The sequence below is a fragment of the Streptomyces sp. Ac-502 genome (assembly GCF_045222935.1).
GTDB lineage: Bacteria > Actinomycetota > Actinomycetes > Streptomycetales > Streptomycetaceae > Streptomyces > Streptomyces monomycini.
Window position 1 is genome coordinate 3822146 of the sequence record NZ_JBHFFO010000001.1, and the last position, 17288, is coordinate 3839433.

A 17288-nucleotide genomic window follows, 5' to 3' on the forward strand; every position below is an offset into this window, starting at 1 on the left:
GTCGAGGAGTTCACGGCGAGCCGATGGTTTCGGCCACCGTCGCGCCCGCGTGCGCCATGCCGGTGCCGTTCGGGTGGAACGGGGCCGCCGCCGAGCCCGGCAGCAGCCCTTCCACCCACTTCTCGCCCGGCGCGGCGCACACTCCGTGCCCGGCACTGGGCGTACGGAGATCGACAAAGCCCGCGCCGCCCGCGGCGGCCCGCTCGGCGAGCATCGCGTGCAGCCGGTCGAAGGTGTTCTGGAGGTAGTCGGCGTCGCCCGCCCAGACGGGTTCCCTGGGCCAGCAGCCGCCCGGCTGGAAATACGTGCCGTACGAGACGACGTACACCTTCGCCCGCGGGGAACGCCGGTGGATCTGCCCGAGCGCCGCGGTGATCTTGGGTGCCGTACGCGTGATCCGCTCGGCCAGCCGGTCCCGGCCGCCCGCCGTATAGACCGACTCGCACGTCAGGCCCAGGCCCGCCGCCCGCGGGAGCGGCCGGACGCAGGACGGCAAGGCGGTGCCCAGCTTGATGTCGTTGGCACCGATGACCAGGGTGACCAGGTCGGTATCCGGCCGCAACGCGTCGAACTGGGGCGGTACGAGAGCGGACTGCCGCCCGGCCAGATGCTTGGTGGCGGCACCGCTGCACGTGACGTCGGTGAGGTCGGCACCGAGGCGCCCGGCGGCGACGGCCGGCCAGTTCCGGTTCGAGCGCAGGCAGGGCAGGCTGGTCTGGGCCGGGATCAGCGGGCCGGCGGCCGAGGAGTCGCCGAGCGCGACATAGTGCGGTTTTCGTACAGGGACGGAATCCGCGGCGGCGGGCGCGCCGAGCGCGGCCACAGCGGCCAGCGCGGCGGCCGCCGCGACAACGCATCCGGCACGGCGCGGGGTTCGGGCCATCGCACTCTCCTGCTGCTCGGGGGCTGGGGGGACGACCGGGACAACCGTGACGACCATGGACAAGGAAGACTCCCCGTAAAGCCCGGCCGCCAAAAGCGCCGGCGCGGAAACCCGGTGGCGGGGTGCGGGGTACGTGTGGGAGAACTCAGGCATGAGCGATGCCACCACTTCGGTTCAGGAGACGGCACTCACGGTCGGCGGCCAGGACGCCGCCCTCGACAAGCGCCTGGAGGACGAGCTCGACGCCTTCAACGCCGCTGCCACGGTCGACGCCGAGCGGGCCGAGTTCTCGGTACAGGTGACGGACGCGGAGGGCGAGTTGATCGGCGGGCTGAGCGCCTGGGTGTGGGGCGGGCTGTGCGGTATCCACCTCCTGTGGGTACGGGAGGACAGCCGGGCGGCCGGCTGGGGCGCGAAGCTGGTGCGCGCCGCGGAGGAGGAGGCGGTACGGCGCGGCTGCGACCGGGCGACCGTGTCCTCGTACACGTTCCAGGCGCCGGGGTTCTACGAGCGGCAGGGGTATACCGAGGTCGGGCGCGTGCCGGGGATGCCGGGCGGGCACGCGGACGTGTATCTGTACAAGGAGCTGAAGGGCTGAGGCGGGCGGGGGCGGGCGGTGCCCCGTTCCCCCGGTCTCCCGCATGAGGTACGGTGCGTGCCATGACCACGTACTCGACCTTCCGTGAGGCGGAGCCGCTGCGCAGCGGCCCCCACGGCGAGTGCGCGCCCCGCGGCATGACGTTTCTGCGCCGCCGCGGCCGGGTGGGTTCACCCCCGGCCGCCGCTTTCCGCTGTCGGTGACATTCCGGGCGTGACGGCCCTCCCGACGGCAGCGACCGCGCACCGCGGCAGCTTCGCACCCCTACGGCAGCGGCGCCTGTTCCCGTGATCCGGGTGTTCCTCGGATGCCGGGTACTGGATGCCGGACGCCGGTACGAGCGTCGCGCGCCTCTCTTCGTACCTTTCGCGCCTCTCCCTCCAGGAGGACCCCTTGACCGCTACCACCGACCACACCGCACCCGCACCCGCTCCCGCACCCGCCGCTCTCCGCGACCACCGCGTCCCCGCCGACGGCCTCTACGAGGGCACCCGTGTCCTGCGCCGCACGCCGGAGGGCTGGGAGGACCGGCCCTATGAGCGGTTCGAGATCGTTCCGCAGGCCGCGACGATCGGCGCGGAGATCCGCGGTCTCGATCTTTCCCGTCCCCTCGACCCGGCGCTGCGTGAGGAATTGAACCGTGCGCTGCTGGAGTGGAAGGTGCTGTTCTTCCGGGGGCAGCACCTCACCTCGGCCGCGCAGCGCGCGTTCGCCCGCGACTGGGGCGAGCTGGAGACCAATCCGCTGCTGGCCACGGGGGACGCAGAGGATGTCGTACGGTTCGACCGCAGCGCGGTGTCCACGTTCGAGAACGTCTGGCACACGGATGTGACGTTCCGCGAACGCCCGGCGCTGGGCGCGGTGTTGCAGCTCCGCGAGGTGCCGCCGTCCGGTGGTGACACCATGTGGGCGGACATGGCGGCCGCGTATGACAATCTGCCGCAGGACGTACGGGACCGTATCGACGGCGCGACCGCCGTGCACGACTTCCTGCCGGGCTTCGCGCGCTTCTACTCCGCCGAGCGGCTGGCGCCGTTCCAGGAGGAGTTCCCGCCGGTGGAGCACCCGGTCGTACGGCGGCACCCGGAGACCGGCCGCCGGATGCTGTTCGTCAACACCTCCTTCACCACCCGCATCGTGGGGTGGGAACGGGCGGAGAGCGACCGGATGCTGCGGCTGCTCTTCCAGCAGGCGCACGTACCGGAGTTCCAGGTGCGGTTCCGCTGGCAGGCGGGGGACGTCGCCTTCTGGGACAACCGGGCCACGCAGCACTACGCGGTCAACGACTACGGGGCGGGGCGCCGGGTCGCCGAGCGGGTGGCGATCACGGGCGATCGGCCGTACTGACGCGGAAGGGGCGCAGGGGGCGGATGGAGTGGTTCGCGCGCCCGCCCGTACCCCCGGGTGCGGCACGCGAACCGACCGCCCCCGGGCCGCCGGAACGTTACTGCACAGCCCCCGCCCCCGGCACCCGCACATCCGCCCCCCGCGCCTCCAGCGCCGATATCTCCAGCCCCCGGGTGTCCACCCCGCGCACGTCCACCTCCGGCCCGCCCCGCAGCAGCGCCGCCCCCAGCGGCGTCAACGTGTGGAGTACGGCGTTCCCGTGACGCAGCGTCAGCAGCAGGCCCGCGTCCCGCAGCACCGTCGCGTGCTGGCTGGCCGAGGCCAGCGAGACGTCGACGCGGCGCGCCAGTTCGCTCGTCGTGCAGCCGCCGCCCACGCCGTGCAGGATCGCCGAGCGGGTCCGCCCGACGAGCTTGCCCAGCGAGTGGCCGGGCGCGACCGTCGGCATCACGCGCGGCGCGGGGTGCTCCAGGGGGTAGACGAGGACGGGGGTGAGGTCGGGGTCGGCGAAGGTGACGGGCGTGTGACGGCAGAAGAACGACGGGAGCAGGAGCAGCCCCCGGCCGTTCAGGAACAGGTCGCGGTCCACCGGGTAGTCCACTTCCAGGACGGGCGGCCGCCAGCGCATCGTCGGCGGGAGCGAGGCGAGCAGATGGTCCGCGCCGCCGTCCAGCAGCGCCCGGCCGCGGGTGGCACGGTCCGCTTCGATACGGGCCTGGAGCAGCGGCCAGTACGGCGCGACGGCGTTCTCGTAATAGCTGCGCAGCGCGCCGGCGAGCCGGCCGAGTGCCGCGGAATCACCCTCGCTCAGTTCCCGCAGCCAGGCCGGCAGTGGCCGGGTCGCGGGCAGCCGTGAAAGTTCGGCGTGCAGTCGGGCGGGCGGGGTTGCGCGGAGCGCCGCCAGCCCTTCGTCGATGCCGAGCAGCCCCTCCGGAGGCGTCAGGAAATCCGGAAAATAGCCGCGCGTGGGAACGAGCGGCGCCAGCAGCCGTGTTTCACCATTCAACCTGCAACGTGCTTCGGAGCGCCATTTGCCGAAGGCCGTGCCGGGCCGCCGGTCGCGTAGTCGGTGAAAACTTAAAACGGTCTCCCACAGCACGTCAGGGCGCGCGGCAATGCGCACCCGGGCCAGATCCGGTCCACTGAAATGGACGCGTAGCACCGAACCCCCACCAATGCTCCCTAGTCGACCCCCGGCCATCTGAGTATGCACGCAGACACAGCCTGTCACCACGCCCTTTTGGCCAGAGTTGAAAGGGGTCGCGCCAACACCGCGCACAGGGAAAGCTGTAACTCAATTCGACGGCAGTGCGAATGGAACGGATTGCTCGATCCCGTGGGGGGTGACGAGGCAATGACCGACCGCTCAGCATTTGCCGTGGAAGGCCGTCAACCAGGCCGACATGGCTGACGGCAGCTCCCGAGGGGGAGTCCGGAGAAAAGCGAGGGCGGCACCTCCGCACAGGTGCCGCCCTCGTCGGGTTCCGGAGCCGGCGTCAGGGTGAGGGTCGGTACGGTCCGACACCAACTCCGGTTGGCCTACCGGGTGTTACGGGTTCAGCGGCTGTCGCTGCCCAGGGACTCCGCCGCCGCGCGGCCCGCTTCGAGGCGGGCGACCGGGATGCGGAACGGGGAGCAGGAGACGTAGTCCAGGCCCACCTCGTGGAAGAAGTGCACCGACTCCGGGTCGCCGCCGTGCTCGCCGCAGACGCCGAGCTTGAGGTCGGGGCGGGTGGCGCGGCCGGCCTCGGCGGCGCTGCGGACCAGGGAGCCGACGCCGTCCTTGTCGATGGTCTCGAACGGGCTGACGCCGAAGATGCCCTTCTCCAGGTAGGCGGTGAAGAAGCTGGCCTCGACGTCGTCGCGGCTGAAGCCCCAGACCGTCTGGGTCAGGTCGTTGGTGCCGAAGGAGAAGAAGTCGGCGGACTCGGCGATCTGGCCGGCGGTCAGCGCCGCGCGGGGCAGTTCGATCATCGTGCCGAGGGTGAGCTTGAGGTCCACGCCGCGGGCCTGCTCGACCTCGGCGATGACCTGCTCGGCCTCCTCGCGGACGATCTCCAGCTCCTGGACGGTACCGACCAGCGGAATCATGATCTCGGCGCGCGGGTCGCCCTTGGCGGCCTTCTTGCGCTCGGCCGCGGCCTCGGCGATGGCCCGTACCTGCATGGCGAACAGGCCGGGGATGACCAGGCCGAGGCGGACGCCGCGCAGGCCCAGCATCGGGTTCTGCTCGTGCAGCTTGTGCACGGCCTGGAGGAGGCGCAGGTCGTTCTCGTTGGCGTCCTTGCGGGACTCGGCGAGGGCGACGCGTACGGAGAGTTCGGTGATGTCGGGCAGGAACTCGTGCAGCGGCGGGTCCAGGAGGCGCACCGTCACCGGCAGGCCGTCCATCGCCTCGAACAACTCGACGAAGTCGGCCTTCTGGAGGGGCAGCAGGCCGCCGAGGGCCGCCTCGCGGTCGGCGTCGGTGTCGGCCAGGATCAGACGCTCGACCATCTCGCGGCGCTCACCGAGGAACATGTGCTCGGTGCGGCACAGGCCGATGCCCTGGGCGCCGAAGCGGCGGGCGCGGGCGGCGTCCTCGGCGTTGTCGGCGTTGGCCCGTACGCGCAGCCTGCGCACCCGGTCCGCGTACGCCATGATCCGGTGTACGGCCTTGACCAGCTCGTCGGCGTCGTCGGCACCGGCGTGCATCCGGCCCTCGAAGTACTCCACGACCGGCGACGGGACGACCGGCACCTCGCCGAGGTACACCTTGCCGGAGGAACCGTCGATGGAGACGACGTCGCCCTCCTCGACCACGATGCCGCCGGGCGCGGTCATGCACCGGCGCTTGGTGTCGACCTCCAGCTCCTCGGCGCCGCAGACACAGGTCTTGCCCATGCCGCGGGCGACGACAGCGGCGTGCGAGGTCTTGCCTCCGCGCGAGGTGAGGATGCCCTCGGCGGCGATCATGCCGTTGAGGTCGTCGGGGTTGGTCTCACGGCGGATCAGGATGACCTTCTCGCCGGAGCGGGACCACTTGACCGCGGTGTAGGAGTCGAAGACGGCCTTGCCGACGGCGGCGCCGGGCGAGGCGGCGATGGCCCGGCCGATCTGCCGCGCCTTCGCGTTCTCGTCGAAGCGCGGGAACATCAGCTGGGCGAGCTGGGCGCCGTTGACCCGCTGGAGCGCCTCGGCCTCGTCGATCAGGCCCTGGTCGACGAGCTGGGTGGCGATGCGGAAGGCGGCGCCCGCGGTGCGCTTGCCGACGCGGGTCTGGAGCATCCACAGCTTGCCGCGCTCGATGGTGAACTCGATGTCGCACAGGTCCTTGTAGTGCGTTTCGAGGGTTTCCATGATGTGCATCAGCTCGTCGTAGGACGGCTTGTCGATGCTTTCGAGGTCGGCGAGCGGCACGGTGTTGCGGATGCCGGCGACGACGTCCTCGCCCTGCGCGTTCTGGAGGTAGTCGCCGTAGACGCCCTGCTGGCCGCTGGCGGGGTCGCGGGTGAAGGCGACGCCGGTGCCGGAGTCCGGGCCGAGGTTGCCGAAGACCATGGAGCAGACGTTGACGGCGGTGCCGAGGTCGCCGGGGATGCGCTCCTGGCGGCGGTAGAGCTTGGCGCGGTCGGTGTTCCACGAGTCGAAGACCGCGCGGACGGCGAGGTCCATCTGCTCGCGGGGCTCCTGCGGGAAGTCCCGGCCGGTCTCCTTGGAGACGATGTCCTTGAACCGGCCGACGAGGTTCTTCAGGTCGGCCGCGTCCAGGTCGACGTCGACGCGGACGCCCTTGGCCTGCTTGGCCTCCTCCAGCGCCTCCTCGAAGAGGTCGCCGTCCACGCCGAGCACGGTCTTGCCGAACATCTGGATGAGACGGCGGTAGGAGTCCCACGCGAAGCGCTCGTCGCCGGCCTGGGCGGCGAGGCCGGAAACCGACGCGTCGGACAGGCCGATGTTCAGCACGGTGTCCATCATGCCGGGCATCGAGAACTTCGCCCCGGAACGCACCGATACGAGAAGGGGGTTGTCGGCCTGGCCGAGCTTCTTGCCCATGGTCGCTTCGAGCGCTTCCAGGTGCTTCGACACCTCGGCACGCAGTGCCGCGGGCTCCTGGCCGCTGTCGAGGTAGACCTTGCACGCCTCGGTGGTGATGGTGAACCCGGGCGGAACGGGAAGCCCCAGGTTGGTCATCTCGGCGAGGTTGGCGCCCTTGCCGCCGAGAAGGTCCTTGAGGTCCTTGTTGCCCTCGGTGAAGTCGTAGACGAACTTCGAAGGCTCGGACGGGGTTACGTGGGGATCTTGTGTTTCCGGCACGGGACTCTCTCCTCGCCGCGGACTGCCCTGACGGCGAGGAACATACCCAGATCGAAGGCGTCTGGGTACGTCCACTCGGTCGACATACGCCCGTAACCCGTCGTACGCCAGCAGATCGAAAGTCACCGCGGACGGAGGTCAGGCTTCAGGCACTGAAGGCATGGTGGCGCAGCGCGAGCACCGACGCGCCGAACGGTCACGGAACGCGATGTTCACTTGAACCTGCGAACGCGAGATGGGTGGCACCCAGTGCCACCTATTGGAGAGGTGCACTCCCTCGCGAAACGCTCATCTGAGCGTGACCCCTATCAGAGGTGGCGAGAATCACGCCGTCGCGCCGGGCCCGGCACCGCCGCGCGGACCCGGAATCGGACCTGCCGAAAGCCGAGAGGCCGGGCTTCCGCCCGGCCTCTCGCGTCGCGTTTGCTCCTCAGCCGCCCGAAGTGTCCAGTTCCGCGTCGGCCGTGACGCCCGTACGGTCGTACGGGTCGTCCAGCCAGCCGTCCGGCAGGACCACCCGGTTCCGGCCAGATGTGCGGCCACGGGGGCCGTCGGCACCCACGGGCCAGGGCTGGTCGAGATCCAGCTCGCTCAGCAGAGCGTCCATTTCGTCCAGCGACGAGGCGATTGCCAGCTTCTTACGGGACTCCGAGCCGATCGAGAAGCCCTTGGTGTACCAGGCGACGTGCTTGCGGAAGTCGATGACACCGCGCGCCTCGTCCCCGATCCACTCCCCCAGCAGCGTGGCGTGCCGCAGCATCACGGCCGCGACCTCCTTGAGGGTCGGCTTCGCGTACGTACCGGTGCCCTCGAAGGCCGCCACCAGGTCGCCGAAGAGCCACGGCCGCCCGAGGCAGCCGCGTCCCACGACCACCCCGTCGCAGCCGGTCTCGCGCACCATCCGCAGCGCGTCGTCCGCCGACCAGATGTCCCCGTTGCCCAGCACCGGGATCTCCGGCACGGCCTCCTTCAGGCGCGCGATGGCGTCCCAGTCGGCCGTACCGCCGTAGTGCTGGGCCGCGGTCCGGCCGTGCAGCGCGATGGCCGTGACGCCCTCCTGGACCGCGATCCGGCCCGCGTCGAGGAAGGTGATGTGGTCGTCGTCGATGCCCTTGCGCATCTTCATGGTGACCGGCAGGTCCCCCGCGTTGCCCACCGCCTCGCGCAGGATGGAGCGCAGCAGGTGCCGCTTGTACGGGAGGGCCGAGCCGCCGCCCTTGCGGGTCACCTTCGGCACCGGGCAGCCGAAGTTCAGGTCGATGTGGTCGGCCAGGTCCTCCTCGGCGATCATGCGGACGGCCTTGCCGACGGTGTCCGGGTCGACGCCGTACAGCTGGATGGAGCGCGGCTTCTCCGTCTCGTCGAAGTGGATCAGCTGCATGGTCTTCTCATTGCGCTCGACCAGCGCCCGCGTCGTGATCATCTCGCTGACGAACAGGCCCTTGCCGCCCGAGAACTCCCGGCACAGCGTCCGGAAGGGGGCGTTGGTGATCCCGGCCATCGGCGCGAGGACCACGGGCGGCTGCACCGCGTGCGGGCCGATCTGCAGCTGAGTCATGAGGAGCGGGTTTCCTTCGGCGGTCGACGGGCGGACTGAGCGACCTCCCATTGTCGCGCACTCCCGCGGCTGCTCCGCCAGTGCCGTAGGTCCCCTGGTCACAGGCGCCCGCGGCGGCCCGTCGCGCCCGTGCCCGGCGGCCGCTCCGCAGCCGCCGGCCCCCGTTCGTTGTACCGTTCACCTATGCCCGAGCCGAGTCCCGAGCCGAGTCACCGGCGGCGTCTGCTCATCCTGGCGATCTGCTGCATGAGCCTGCTGATCGTCAGCCTCGACAACACCGTCCTGAACGTCGCCCTGCCGTCCCTGCAGAAGGATCTGGACACCTCGGTCTCCGGGATGCAGTGGACGATCGACGCCTACACCCTGGTCCTCGCCTCGCTGCTGATGCTGGCCGGCTCCACCGCCGACCGGCTCGGCCGGCGCCGGGTCTTCCAGGCGGGCCTGGTGGTCTTCTCGCTCGGCTCACTGCTGTGCAGCCTGGCGCCGAACCTGGAGTGCCTGGTCGCGTTCCGCATGGTGCAGGCCGTCGGCGGCTCGATGCTCAACCCCGTCGCCATGTCGATCATCACCAACACCTTCACCGAGCCGAAGGAGCGGGCCCGCGCGATCGGTGTGTGGGGCGGCGTGGTCGGCATCAGCATGGCGGCCGGGCCGATCGTCGGCGGGCTGCTGGTGCAGACCGTCGACTGGCGGGCGATCTTCTGGATCAACGTCCCCATCGGGGCGCTCGCCCTGTTCCTGACCCTGCGCTACGTACCGGAGTCGCGCGCGCCCAGGCCGCGCCGCGTCGACCCCGTCGGCCAGCTGCTGGTGATCGTGCTGCTCGGCGCGCTCACGTACGCGATCATCGAGGCACCGGCCGCCGGCTGGACCTCGCCGCTGATCCTCGGCTTCGTCGCGGCGGCCGTCGCCGCGCTCGCCGGACTGCTGCTGTACGAGCGGCGCCGCACCGAACCACTGATCGACCTGCGGTTCTTCCGCAGCGCACCGTTCAGCGGCGCCACCGTCGTGGCGGTCTGCGCGTTCGCCGCCCTCAGCGGCTTCCTCTTCGTCAACACGCTCTACCTCCAGGACGTGCGGGGCCTGTCCGCCCTGGACGCGGGCCTCTACATGCTGCCGATGGCGGGCATGACGCTGGTCTTCGCGCCGCTGTCCGGTCGGCTGGTCGGCTCGGTGGGGCCGCGGCTGCCGCTGCTGCTGGCCGGGCTGGCGATGGCGGCCAGCGGGGTGCTGTTCGCGGGCTTCGAGGCGGAGGCGAGCACACCGCTGCTCTTCACCGGGTACGTGCTCTTCGGCATCGGCTTCGGGCTGGTCAACGCGCCCATCACCAATACGGCGGTGTCCGGGATGCCCCGTACCCAGGCCGGTGTGGCCGCGGCCATCGCCTCCACCAGCCGGCAGGTGGGCGGCTCGCTGGGAGTCGCGGTGATCGGCGCCGTACTGGCCGGCGGCACCCGCGCCGCCGCCACCGGCAGCCGGTTCGTCGAGGCGAGCCGTCCCGCCTGGTGGATCATCGCCGGGTGCGGCGCGGCCGTGCTGCTGCTGGGCGCGCTGACCACCGGCCGCTGGGCGCAGGGCACGGCGCGCCGTGCCGCGGAACGCCTGGAGTCCACGGGGGACCAGGCCCCGCCGCAGGGACTTGGCGGTCAGCCCTCCGCGCGGATCAGAGCCTGAAGCTGTTCCAGCTTCTCGCGCGTCGCCTCGTCGTCGGGCGTGTAGGTGATCATCTTGGGCCCTGGGCCGGGACCGGTGTACAGGTTGGTGGAGGACAGCCGCAGCAGGCCGACGTCCCGCTGGCGGAAGAGCTTGGACTGGCTCACCGGCCGTACGACCTCCTGGCGCGCCCAGATCTCGCGGAACTCCGGCGAGGCCGCCTCCAGCCGCGCCACCAGCGCCTTCCAGGGCGGCTCGGCGACATGGCCCGCCATGGAGGCACGGAACTTGGCGGCCATCACGCGCAGCGTCTTGTCCAGGTCCACCAGGCTCGCCCGCCATTCCGCGTGGGTGAACGCCAGCCACAGGCAGTTGCGGTCCTCTTCGGGCAGCGCGTCCACGTCGCACAGCAGCCGCCCGTAGGTGCTGTTGTAGGCGAGGAGGTCGAACCGGCTGTTCTGGACGGCGGCGGGGAACGGCGTGAGCCGGTCGAGCATCTGCCGCATCGCCGGTGACACACCCGTGCACTCGCTGCCGCGCACCGGGTCGGTCACACCGGCCAGCGCGAAGAGGTGGCCGCGCTCGGCCCGGTCCATCTGGAGCGCGCGGGCCACGGCGTCCAGCACCTGGGGCGAGACCTTGATGTCGCGCGCCTGCTCCAGCCACGTGTACCAGGTGACACCGACGGCGGAGAGGTGGGCGACTTCCTCACGGCGCAGGCCCGGTGTACGGCGGCGGAGGCCGCGCGGCAGACCGACCTGCTCCGGAGTGATCCGCTCGCGGCGGCTGCGCAGGAAGGCGGCCAGCTCGCCGCGCCTGACGTCGCCGTCGGTCCGGGCGGGCCCTGTTCTCTCCGGCGTTCTCTCCGGCGTTCTCCCCGGCGTTCTCTCCGGCATGGTGGCGGTCATGATCCCAGGATGCCGGAGTGCTCAGCGGGTTGCCAGGTAGCACCGGTACCAGGATAAGGAGACTCTGGTACCCCCTTGAGCGGCAGGCGATCGTCTTCCTCGTGAGCGATACCGACGTACGAACCGTCCCCGCCCGGACCTCCGAGTCCGCCCCCACCAGCACCACCAGCACCACTCGTTCCACCCACCCCGCGCTGACCCCCTCGGCCTGGTCACCGTGCTCCTCGGCGCCGCCCTGCCGATGATCGACTTCTTCATCGTCAACGTCGCGCTGCCGACCATCGACCGCGACCTGCGCGCGGGCCCGGCCCTGCTGGAGATGGTCGTCGCGGGCTACGGCGTCGCGTACGCGGTCCTGCTCGTCGTCGGCGGACGGCTCGGCGACATGGTCGGCCGGCGCCGGCTCTACCTGTGGGGACTCGCCGCCTTCGGGCTCACCTCGCTCGCCTGCGGCCTGGCGCCGGACGCCTGGACGCTGGTCGTGGCGCGCGTCGCCCAGGGCGCGGCGGCGGCCCTGCTGCTGCCGCAGGTACTGGCCACCATTCAGGCCACCACCAGCGGAGCACGCCGGGCCAAGGCCCTCAGCCTGTACGGCGGTACGGCCGGTGTCGCCAGCGCCGTCGGGCAGGTGCTCGGCGGGCTGCTGGTCGCCGCCGACCTCGCCGGGACCGGCTGGCGCGCGGTGTTCCTGGTCAACGTGCCGATCGCCGCGGTGGCGCTGCTGCTCGCGCTGCGCACCGTGCCCGAGACCCGCTCGCCGCACCCCAGCCGGGTCGACGTGCCCGGCACCGTGCTGCTGGCCGTCGCGATGGTCAGCCTGCTGCTGCCGCTGACCGAGGGCCGCGCGGCGGGCTGGCCGGTGTGGTCCTGGCTGCTGCCGGCCGTCTTCCCGTTCGCCGCCGCGGCGTTCGTCGTCGTGGAGCGGCGCGCCGAACGGGCCGGACGCACCCCGCTCGTCCCGCCGTCCCTGCTGCGCCTGCGCTCCGTACGCAGCGGTCTGAGCGTGATCCTGCCGTTCTCGATCGGCTTCGGCGGGTTCATGTTCGTGCTGGCCGTCGCCCTCCAGGACGGTCTGCGGTACGGGCCGCTGGCCGCCGGGCTCGCGCTCGCCCCGCTGTGCGTGACGTTCTTCTTCGCGTCGCTGGCCGGACCGCGGCTGGTGGCCCGCTTCGGGCGGCGGGTGGTGCTGGCCGGGTCGCTGATCCAGGGCGCCGGGCTGCTCGCGCTGGCGCTCGTCTTCCGTACGCAGTGGCCCGGCGTGTCCGCGCCCGCCCTGGCGGCGGCCATGGCGGTGCTCGGCGTGGGCCAGGGTCTCGTCCTGCCGATCCTGCTGCGCATCGTCCTCAGCGAACTGCCCGCGGCGCAAGCCGGAGTGGGCAGCGGTGCGATGGTCACCACCCAGCAGGCCGGTCTGGCCCTGGGCGTCGCGACGCTCGGCACGCTCTTCCTCACGCTGCTGCCGTCACTGGGCGTGCAGAACGCGCTGATCGTGGCGCTCCTCGCGCAGGTGGCGACGGTGGCGCTCAATGTGGCGCTCACGTTCCGGTTGCCGCGGGTGGTGCGGTAGGGGCGGGGGCGCGGGGCGGGGGTGCCCCTGACCGGCCGACGGGCATCGTAATGACAGATATTGAAATCTGTCACCACACATGCCATGGTTGAGGAGGGCCGCCGCCACGTGCCGTGTTCCCCCGCGGCACGTGGCGGCCCGCCACCCACCTCCCTCCCCCGTTCCTGAGGAGCACCCCGTGCAGACCCGCACCCTCGGCACCACAGGCCCGCAGACCTCGGCCCTCGGCCTCGGCTGCATGGGCATGTCCGCCCTGTACGGCGACCCGGGCGACCGCGGCGAGTCCGTCGCCACCATTCACGCGGCCCTCGAAGCCGGCGTCACCCTGCTGGACACCGGCGACTTCTACGGCATGGGCCACAACGAGCTGCTGATCAACGAGGCGCTGCGCACCGCGCCCGCGGCCCGCCGCGAACAGGCGCTGACCAGCGTCAAGTTCGGCGCGCAGCGCACCGTGGAGGGCGACTTCATCGGCTTCGACGGCCGGCCCGCCGCGGTGAAGAGCTTCGCCGCGTACTCCCTCCAGCGCCTGGGCACCGATCACATCGACATCTACCGGATCGCCCGCGTCGACCCCGACGTGCCGATCGAGGAGACGGTCGGCGCCATCGCCGAGCTGGTCGAGGCCGGTCACGTACGGCACATCGGCCTCTCCGAAGCCGGCGCGGACACCCTGCGCCGGGCCGCCGCCGTCGCCCCGGTCTCCGACCTCCAGATCGAGTACGCGATCATCTCCCGCGGCATCGAGGAGAAGGTCCTGCCCACCGCGCGCGAGCTGGGCATCGGCATCACCGCGTACGGCGTGCTCTCGCGCGGCCTGCTCGGCGGCCACTTCGCGCGCGACCGCAAGCTGTCCGCGGACGACTTCCGCGCGGCGAGCCCGCGCTTCCAGGGCGAGAACCTGCACCGCAACCTCGACCTGACCGACGCGCTGCGCGTGATCGCCGAACAGAAGGGCGTCACGGTCGCGCAGATCGCCATCGCCTGGGTCCTCGCCCAGGGCGAGGACATCGTGCCGCTGGTCGGCGCCCGCCGCCGGGACCGGCTGACGGAGGCACTGGGCGCGCTGGACGTCACACTGGACGCCGACGACCTCGCGGCCATCGAACGCGCCGTCCCGGCGGACGCCGCGGCCGGCGACCGCTACCCCGCACAGCAGATGGCCCTCCTGGACAGCGAGCGCTGACCTTAGGGGCACGGTCGGGGAGCGTACGGGTACGGTCCGTGGAAGGACGCCTTCGCGTCCGCTCCAGGACGCCCTGCCCGGCGCCCCCGACCCGAAAGGCCCGTACGCCCGCCATGCCACCTGCCGAGACCCTGACTCCCGAACGCATCCTCGAAGTGACCGAGGACGTACTGCGCCGCTACGGCCCGGCCAAAGCCACCGTCGTCGACGTGGCGCGCGCGCTGGGCGTCAGCCACGGCAGCGTCTACCGGCACTTCCGCACGAAGACGGCGCTGCGCGAGGCGGTCACGCAGCGCTGGCTGGACCGTACGAGTACGCGGCTGCAGGCCTTCGTCACCGAGGACGGCCCGGCGCCGGAGCGGTTGAGCCGCTGGGTGCGCGCGCTGTTCACCGCGAAGCAGCACAAGGCGGGCGACGACCCCGAACTGTTCGCGACCTACATGACGCTGGTCGGCGAGAGCGGCGGCGTCGTGGAACAGCACGTCGCCGACCTGACCGGCCAGCTGGCGGCGATCATCCTCGACGGCATCGAACAGGGCGCTTTCGCGCCGGGCGACTCGGCGACCCTGGCCCGCGCCGTCTTCGACGCCACCGGCCGCTTCCATGATCCGTGCTACGCGGCGGAGTGGTCGCGGCCGGGGATCGAGGAGGCGCTGGGGGCGGTGGTGGAGTTGGTGTTGCGGGGGTTGCGGAGTTGACGTAACGGCGGCGACTGTCAGTGGCGCCCGCTACGCTGAGTGTTGACTGGTTCACTTCGCGGGGAAGGTGCATCATGACAGTGATGCTCGAACGACCGAAGACCATAGACGTTCCCCACGGCTCGGCAGGCTTCCAGGAGCTGTGTCGGGCACTCCTGAGCTTGGACGTGCCCGACGGCTACCGGGCAGAGATCATCGGGGGGAACATCGTCATGTCGCCGTGGTCAAGGGGTGGCTGCATGCGTGTCATGCGGTCGATCCGGGCGCAGTTGGATCCGCACGCCCCTCAGGGGCACTTCGTTGATCACGCTCCCAGCCTGTTCACCTTCCCTGGCCAGGGAAGGGCGTATGGGCCGGACGTCTACGGCGTCGCTTCGCACGTGTTCGATGAAGGTGAGGACGAGTTCCAGTTCGATGGTGAGGCGCTTTCCCTGGTCGTCGAACTGACTTCCCCATCGACACGCAACGCGGACTGGGACGACAAGCTCCCTGTGTACGGATGTGCCGGTGTGCCGGTGTATCTGCTGGCGGACATGCAGGAGAAGCACACGACCGTGTTCTGGGAGCCCTCCAGGGACGGCTATACCAAGCGCCGCACCGCGCCGTTCGGTGACAAGCTCCCCATCCCTAAGCCCTACGACTGCGTCCTGGACACTACGGACTTCGTCCGGCCCTGACTCCCTCACACCCCCAAGAACCGCAACACCGCCAGCACCCGCCGATGATCCGCGTCCGCCCTCGGCAGGTCCAGCTTGGCGAGGATGTTGTTGATGTGCTTCGCCACCGCGGACTCGCTCACCACGAGCGCTCCCGCGATGCCCGCGTTCGAGCGGCCCTCGGCCATCAGCGCCAGGACCTCCCGTTCGCGTTCGGTCAGCCGCTCCAGCGGGTCGCTGCGGCGCCGTACCAGCAACTGCGCCACCACCTGCGGGTCCAGCGCGGTCCCGCCGTCGGCGACCCGGCGCAGCGCCTCGATGAACTCCTCGACGTCCGCGACCCGCTGCTTGAGCAGATAGCCGATACCGCTGGTGTTCGAGGCGAGCAGGTTGGCGGCGTACCGCTCCTCCACGTACTGCGACAGCATCAGTACGGCGGTGTCCGGCCACCGCTCCCGGATCTCCAGCGCCGCGCGCACCCCTCGTCCGTGAAGCCGGGCGGCATCCGTACGTCCACCACCGCGAGGTCAGGACGGTGCCCCTCCACCGCCGCCAGCAGCGCCTGCGCGTCGCCGGCCTCGGCTGCCACCTCGAAACCGGCCGTCTCCAGCACCTTCACCAGCCCGACCCGCAGCAGGACGGAGTCCTCGGCGATCACGGCGCGGCGTACGGCGGGCGTCAGGTCGTGCACGGCAACTCCACGGTCATGGTGGTCGGGCCCCCGACGGGGCTGCTCATCCGGAACGCCCCGTCCACGGAGCGCACGCGCTGGGCCAGCCCCTTCAGACCGCTCCCCCGTGCCGGATCGGCACCGCCCACCCCGTCGTCGGCGACGACCACCCGCAGTATCTCCCCGAGGCGGGTCACGGTCACCTCGGCCCGGGTCGCCTCCGCGTGCTTGGCCACGTTGTTGAGGGCCTCGGAGACGACGAAGTAGGCGACCGCCTCGACGGCGGGGGCGGCCCGGCCGGGCAGGTCCGTCCACAGCCGTACGGGCAGCGGCGCCCGGGCCGCGAGGCCCGACAGGGCGGCGTCCAGGCCGAGTTCGTCCAGCACGGCCGGGTGCAGCCCGCGTACCAGGCTGTTCAGTTCCTCGATGGCTTCCTTGGCATCCCGGTGCGCCTCCTCGATGACCTGCCGCGCCTCGGGCGGCAGATCCTTGAGCGTGGCCTTGGCGAGCCCCAGGTTCAGCGCGAGCGCGACCAGCCGCTGCTGCGCGCCGTCGTGCAGGTCCCGTTCGATGCGGCGGCGTTCGGCGTCGGCGGCGTCGACCGCTCCGGCCCGGCTCTCGGTCAGGTCCTCGACGCGCCGTTCCAGTTCCTCGGAGCGGCTGACGTAGAGGACGGCGCGGCCGACGATGTTCTCCAGCCGTACGAGGCCGCCGGCCAGGGCGGGGACGGCGGCCAGGACCAGCAGGCCCGCGACGGTCGCGTACCCGAGCGGGGTGGCGTACCCGCGGTGCTCCACCCGCCAGTGCCAGTCCACCGCGAAGATCCACACCAGGCTGGTCGCCGCCGCCAGGGCCGTCACGACCACCGCCAGCACGGCGAGTTCGAGGAGCCCGAAGAGCGGCCCGATCAGGCAGTTGTAGCCCCACTGCCGCTTCCCCTCACGCAAGCGCAACCTTGGCAGGTCCACGCCGCACAGCGTCCGGAAGCGCCACCGCTGGGCCTCGGTCAGGCCGTAGGCGGAGAGGACGAGCAGCGTCACCGGGATCAGCAGCCCCAGGGTCCCCCAGGTGGTCCCCGGCCCGAGGATGTCGGCGATGTGCAGGCACGCCCAGATGCACAACAGGGGCGGTATGCCGTGCAACGGCACCCCGGCGCCGATGAAGAGAAGGTCGCGGCGCAGCCGTACGAGAACACGGCGCAGCCGCGGCGGGATGGTCATGAGCAAACGGTATGCGGCGGCCTGTCGGGCAAGCCATGAAGCCACTTT

At 71.4% G+C, this 17288-nt stretch carries 14 protein-coding genes and 1 pseudogene; 8 read left to right on the forward strand and 7 right to left on the reverse strand.

Annotated elements, in window-relative coordinates; all coding sequences use genetic code 11:
- Positions 1 to 10: 10 nt before the first annotated feature.
- Complete coding sequence (locus tag ACEXOX_RS17330; RefSeq protein ID WP_406521678.1) at positions 11 to 883, reverse strand: SGNH/GDSL hydrolase family protein; 873 nt, start codon at positions 881 to 883, stop codon at positions 11 to 13.
- A gap of 151 nt (positions 884 to 1034) precedes the next feature.
- Between ACEXOX_RS17330 and ACEXOX_RS17335 the strand changes: the two genes are divergently transcribed.
- The 3 genes from ACEXOX_RS17335 to ACEXOX_RS17345 all read left to right on the forward strand — a co-directional run bounded on the left by ACEXOX_RS17335 (position 1035) and on the right by ACEXOX_RS17345 (position 2828).
- Positions 1035 to 1481 carry a GNAT family N-acetyltransferase gene (locus ACEXOX_RS17335; protein WP_406521680.1) on the forward strand — a complete coding sequence of 149 codons (447 nt, stop codon included), beginning with the start codon at positions 1035 to 1037 and terminating at the stop codon, positions 1479 to 1481.
- Positions 1482 to 1543: 62 nt separating this feature from the next.
- The gene (locus ACEXOX_RS17340) at positions 1544 to 1684 is read left to right on the forward strand and encodes a hypothetical protein (protein ID WP_157851661.1); all 141 of its coding nucleotides are present in this window, start codon (positions 1544 to 1546) and stop codon (positions 1682 to 1684) included.
- A 118-nt stretch (positions 1685 to 1802) separates the two neighbouring features.
- The gene (locus ACEXOX_RS17345) at positions 1803 to 2828 is read left to right on the forward strand and encodes a TauD/TfdA dioxygenase family protein (RefSeq protein ID WP_406521682.1); all 1026 of its coding nucleotides are present in this window, start codon (positions 1803 to 1805) and stop codon (positions 2826 to 2828) included.
- Positions 2829 to 2925: 97 nt separating this feature from the next.
- Here ACEXOX_RS17345 and ACEXOX_RS17350 read toward each other — a convergent pair whose 3' ends face one another.
- The 3 genes from ACEXOX_RS17350 to dusB all read right to left on the reverse strand — a co-directional run bounded on the left by ACEXOX_RS17350 (position 2926) and on the right by dusB (position 8682).
- A complete protein-coding gene (locus ACEXOX_RS17350; protein ID WP_406521683.1) occupies positions 2926 to 3834 on the reverse strand; it encodes an ArsR/SmtB family transcription factor in 909 nt (302 codons plus the stop codon).
- 551 nt (positions 3835 to 4385) lie between these two features.
- Positions 4386 to 7124 carry a pyruvate, phosphate dikinase gene (gene ppdK, locus ACEXOX_RS17355; RefSeq protein WP_406521685.1) on the reverse strand — a complete coding sequence of 913 codons (2739 nt, stop codon included), beginning with the start codon at positions 7122 to 7124 and terminating at the stop codon, positions 4386 to 4388.
- Between the two features lie 430 nt (positions 7125 to 7554).
- Positions 7555 to 8682: a tRNA dihydrouridine synthase DusB gene (gene dusB, locus ACEXOX_RS17360; RefSeq protein WP_406521687.1), complete on the reverse strand. Its 1128-nt coding sequence runs from the start codon at positions 8680 to 8682 to the stop codon at positions 7555 to 7557.
- A 183-nt stretch (positions 8683 to 8865) separates the two neighbouring features.
- On the opposite strand from dusB, the gene ACEXOX_RS17365 reads away from it, so the two are divergent.
- On the forward strand, positions 8866 to 10356 hold the full coding sequence (locus ACEXOX_RS17365) for an MFS transporter (protein ID WP_406521688.1): 1491 nt from the start codon (positions 8866 to 8868) through the stop codon (positions 10354 to 10356).
- Here the strand turns inward: ACEXOX_RS17365 and ACEXOX_RS17370 are convergent.
- Positions 10329 to 11243 carry a helix-turn-helix transcriptional regulator gene (locus tag ACEXOX_RS17370; RefSeq protein ID WP_406521689.1) on the reverse strand — a complete coding sequence of 305 codons (915 nt, stop codon included), beginning with the start codon at positions 11241 to 11243 and terminating at the stop codon, positions 10329 to 10331. The two genes, ACEXOX_RS17365 and ACEXOX_RS17370, sit on opposite strands and share 28 nt — an antisense overlap.
- A 217-nt stretch (positions 11244 to 11460) precedes the next feature.
- Between ACEXOX_RS17370 and ACEXOX_RS17375 the strand changes: the two genes are divergently transcribed.
- From ACEXOX_RS17375 to ACEXOX_RS17390, 4 genes are all read left to right on the forward strand, one after another.
- Positions 11461 to 12810, forward strand: a complete 1350-nt coding sequence (locus tag ACEXOX_RS17375) for an MFS transporter (protein WP_406521691.1) — start codon at positions 11461 to 11463, stop codon at positions 12808 to 12810.
- Positions 12811 to 12988: 178 nt separating this feature from the next.
- Entirely contained in the window at positions 12989 to 13996 is a 1008-nt protein-coding gene (locus ACEXOX_RS17380) for an aldo/keto reductase (RefSeq protein ID WP_406521693.1), read from the forward strand.
- A gap of 113 nt (positions 13997 to 14109) precedes the next feature.
- The gene (locus ACEXOX_RS17385) at positions 14110 to 14694 is read left to right on the forward strand and encodes a TetR family transcriptional regulator (RefSeq protein WP_406521695.1); all 585 of its coding nucleotides are present in this window, start codon (positions 14110 to 14112) and stop codon (positions 14692 to 14694) included.
- Between the two features lie 74 nt (positions 14695 to 14768).
- Positions 14769 to 15371, forward strand: coding sequence for a Uma2 family endonuclease (locus ACEXOX_RS17390; RefSeq protein ID WP_406521697.1), 603 nt, complete (start codon positions 14769 to 14771; stop codon positions 15369 to 15371).
- A gap of 5 nt (positions 15372 to 15376) precedes the next feature.
- Here the strand turns inward: ACEXOX_RS17390 and ACEXOX_RS17395 are convergent.
- Both ACEXOX_RS17395 and ACEXOX_RS17400 read right to left on the reverse strand, forming a co-directional pair.
- Positions 15377 to 16008, reverse strand: a pseudogene (locus ACEXOX_RS17395) (response regulator).
- Positions 16009 to 16028: 20 nt separating this feature from the next.
- Complete coding sequence (locus ACEXOX_RS17400) at positions 16029 to 17240, reverse strand: sensor histidine kinase (RefSeq protein ID WP_406521698.1); 1212 nt, start codon at positions 17238 to 17240, stop codon at positions 16029 to 16031.
- Between the last annotated feature and the right edge of the window lie 48 nt (positions 17241 to 17288).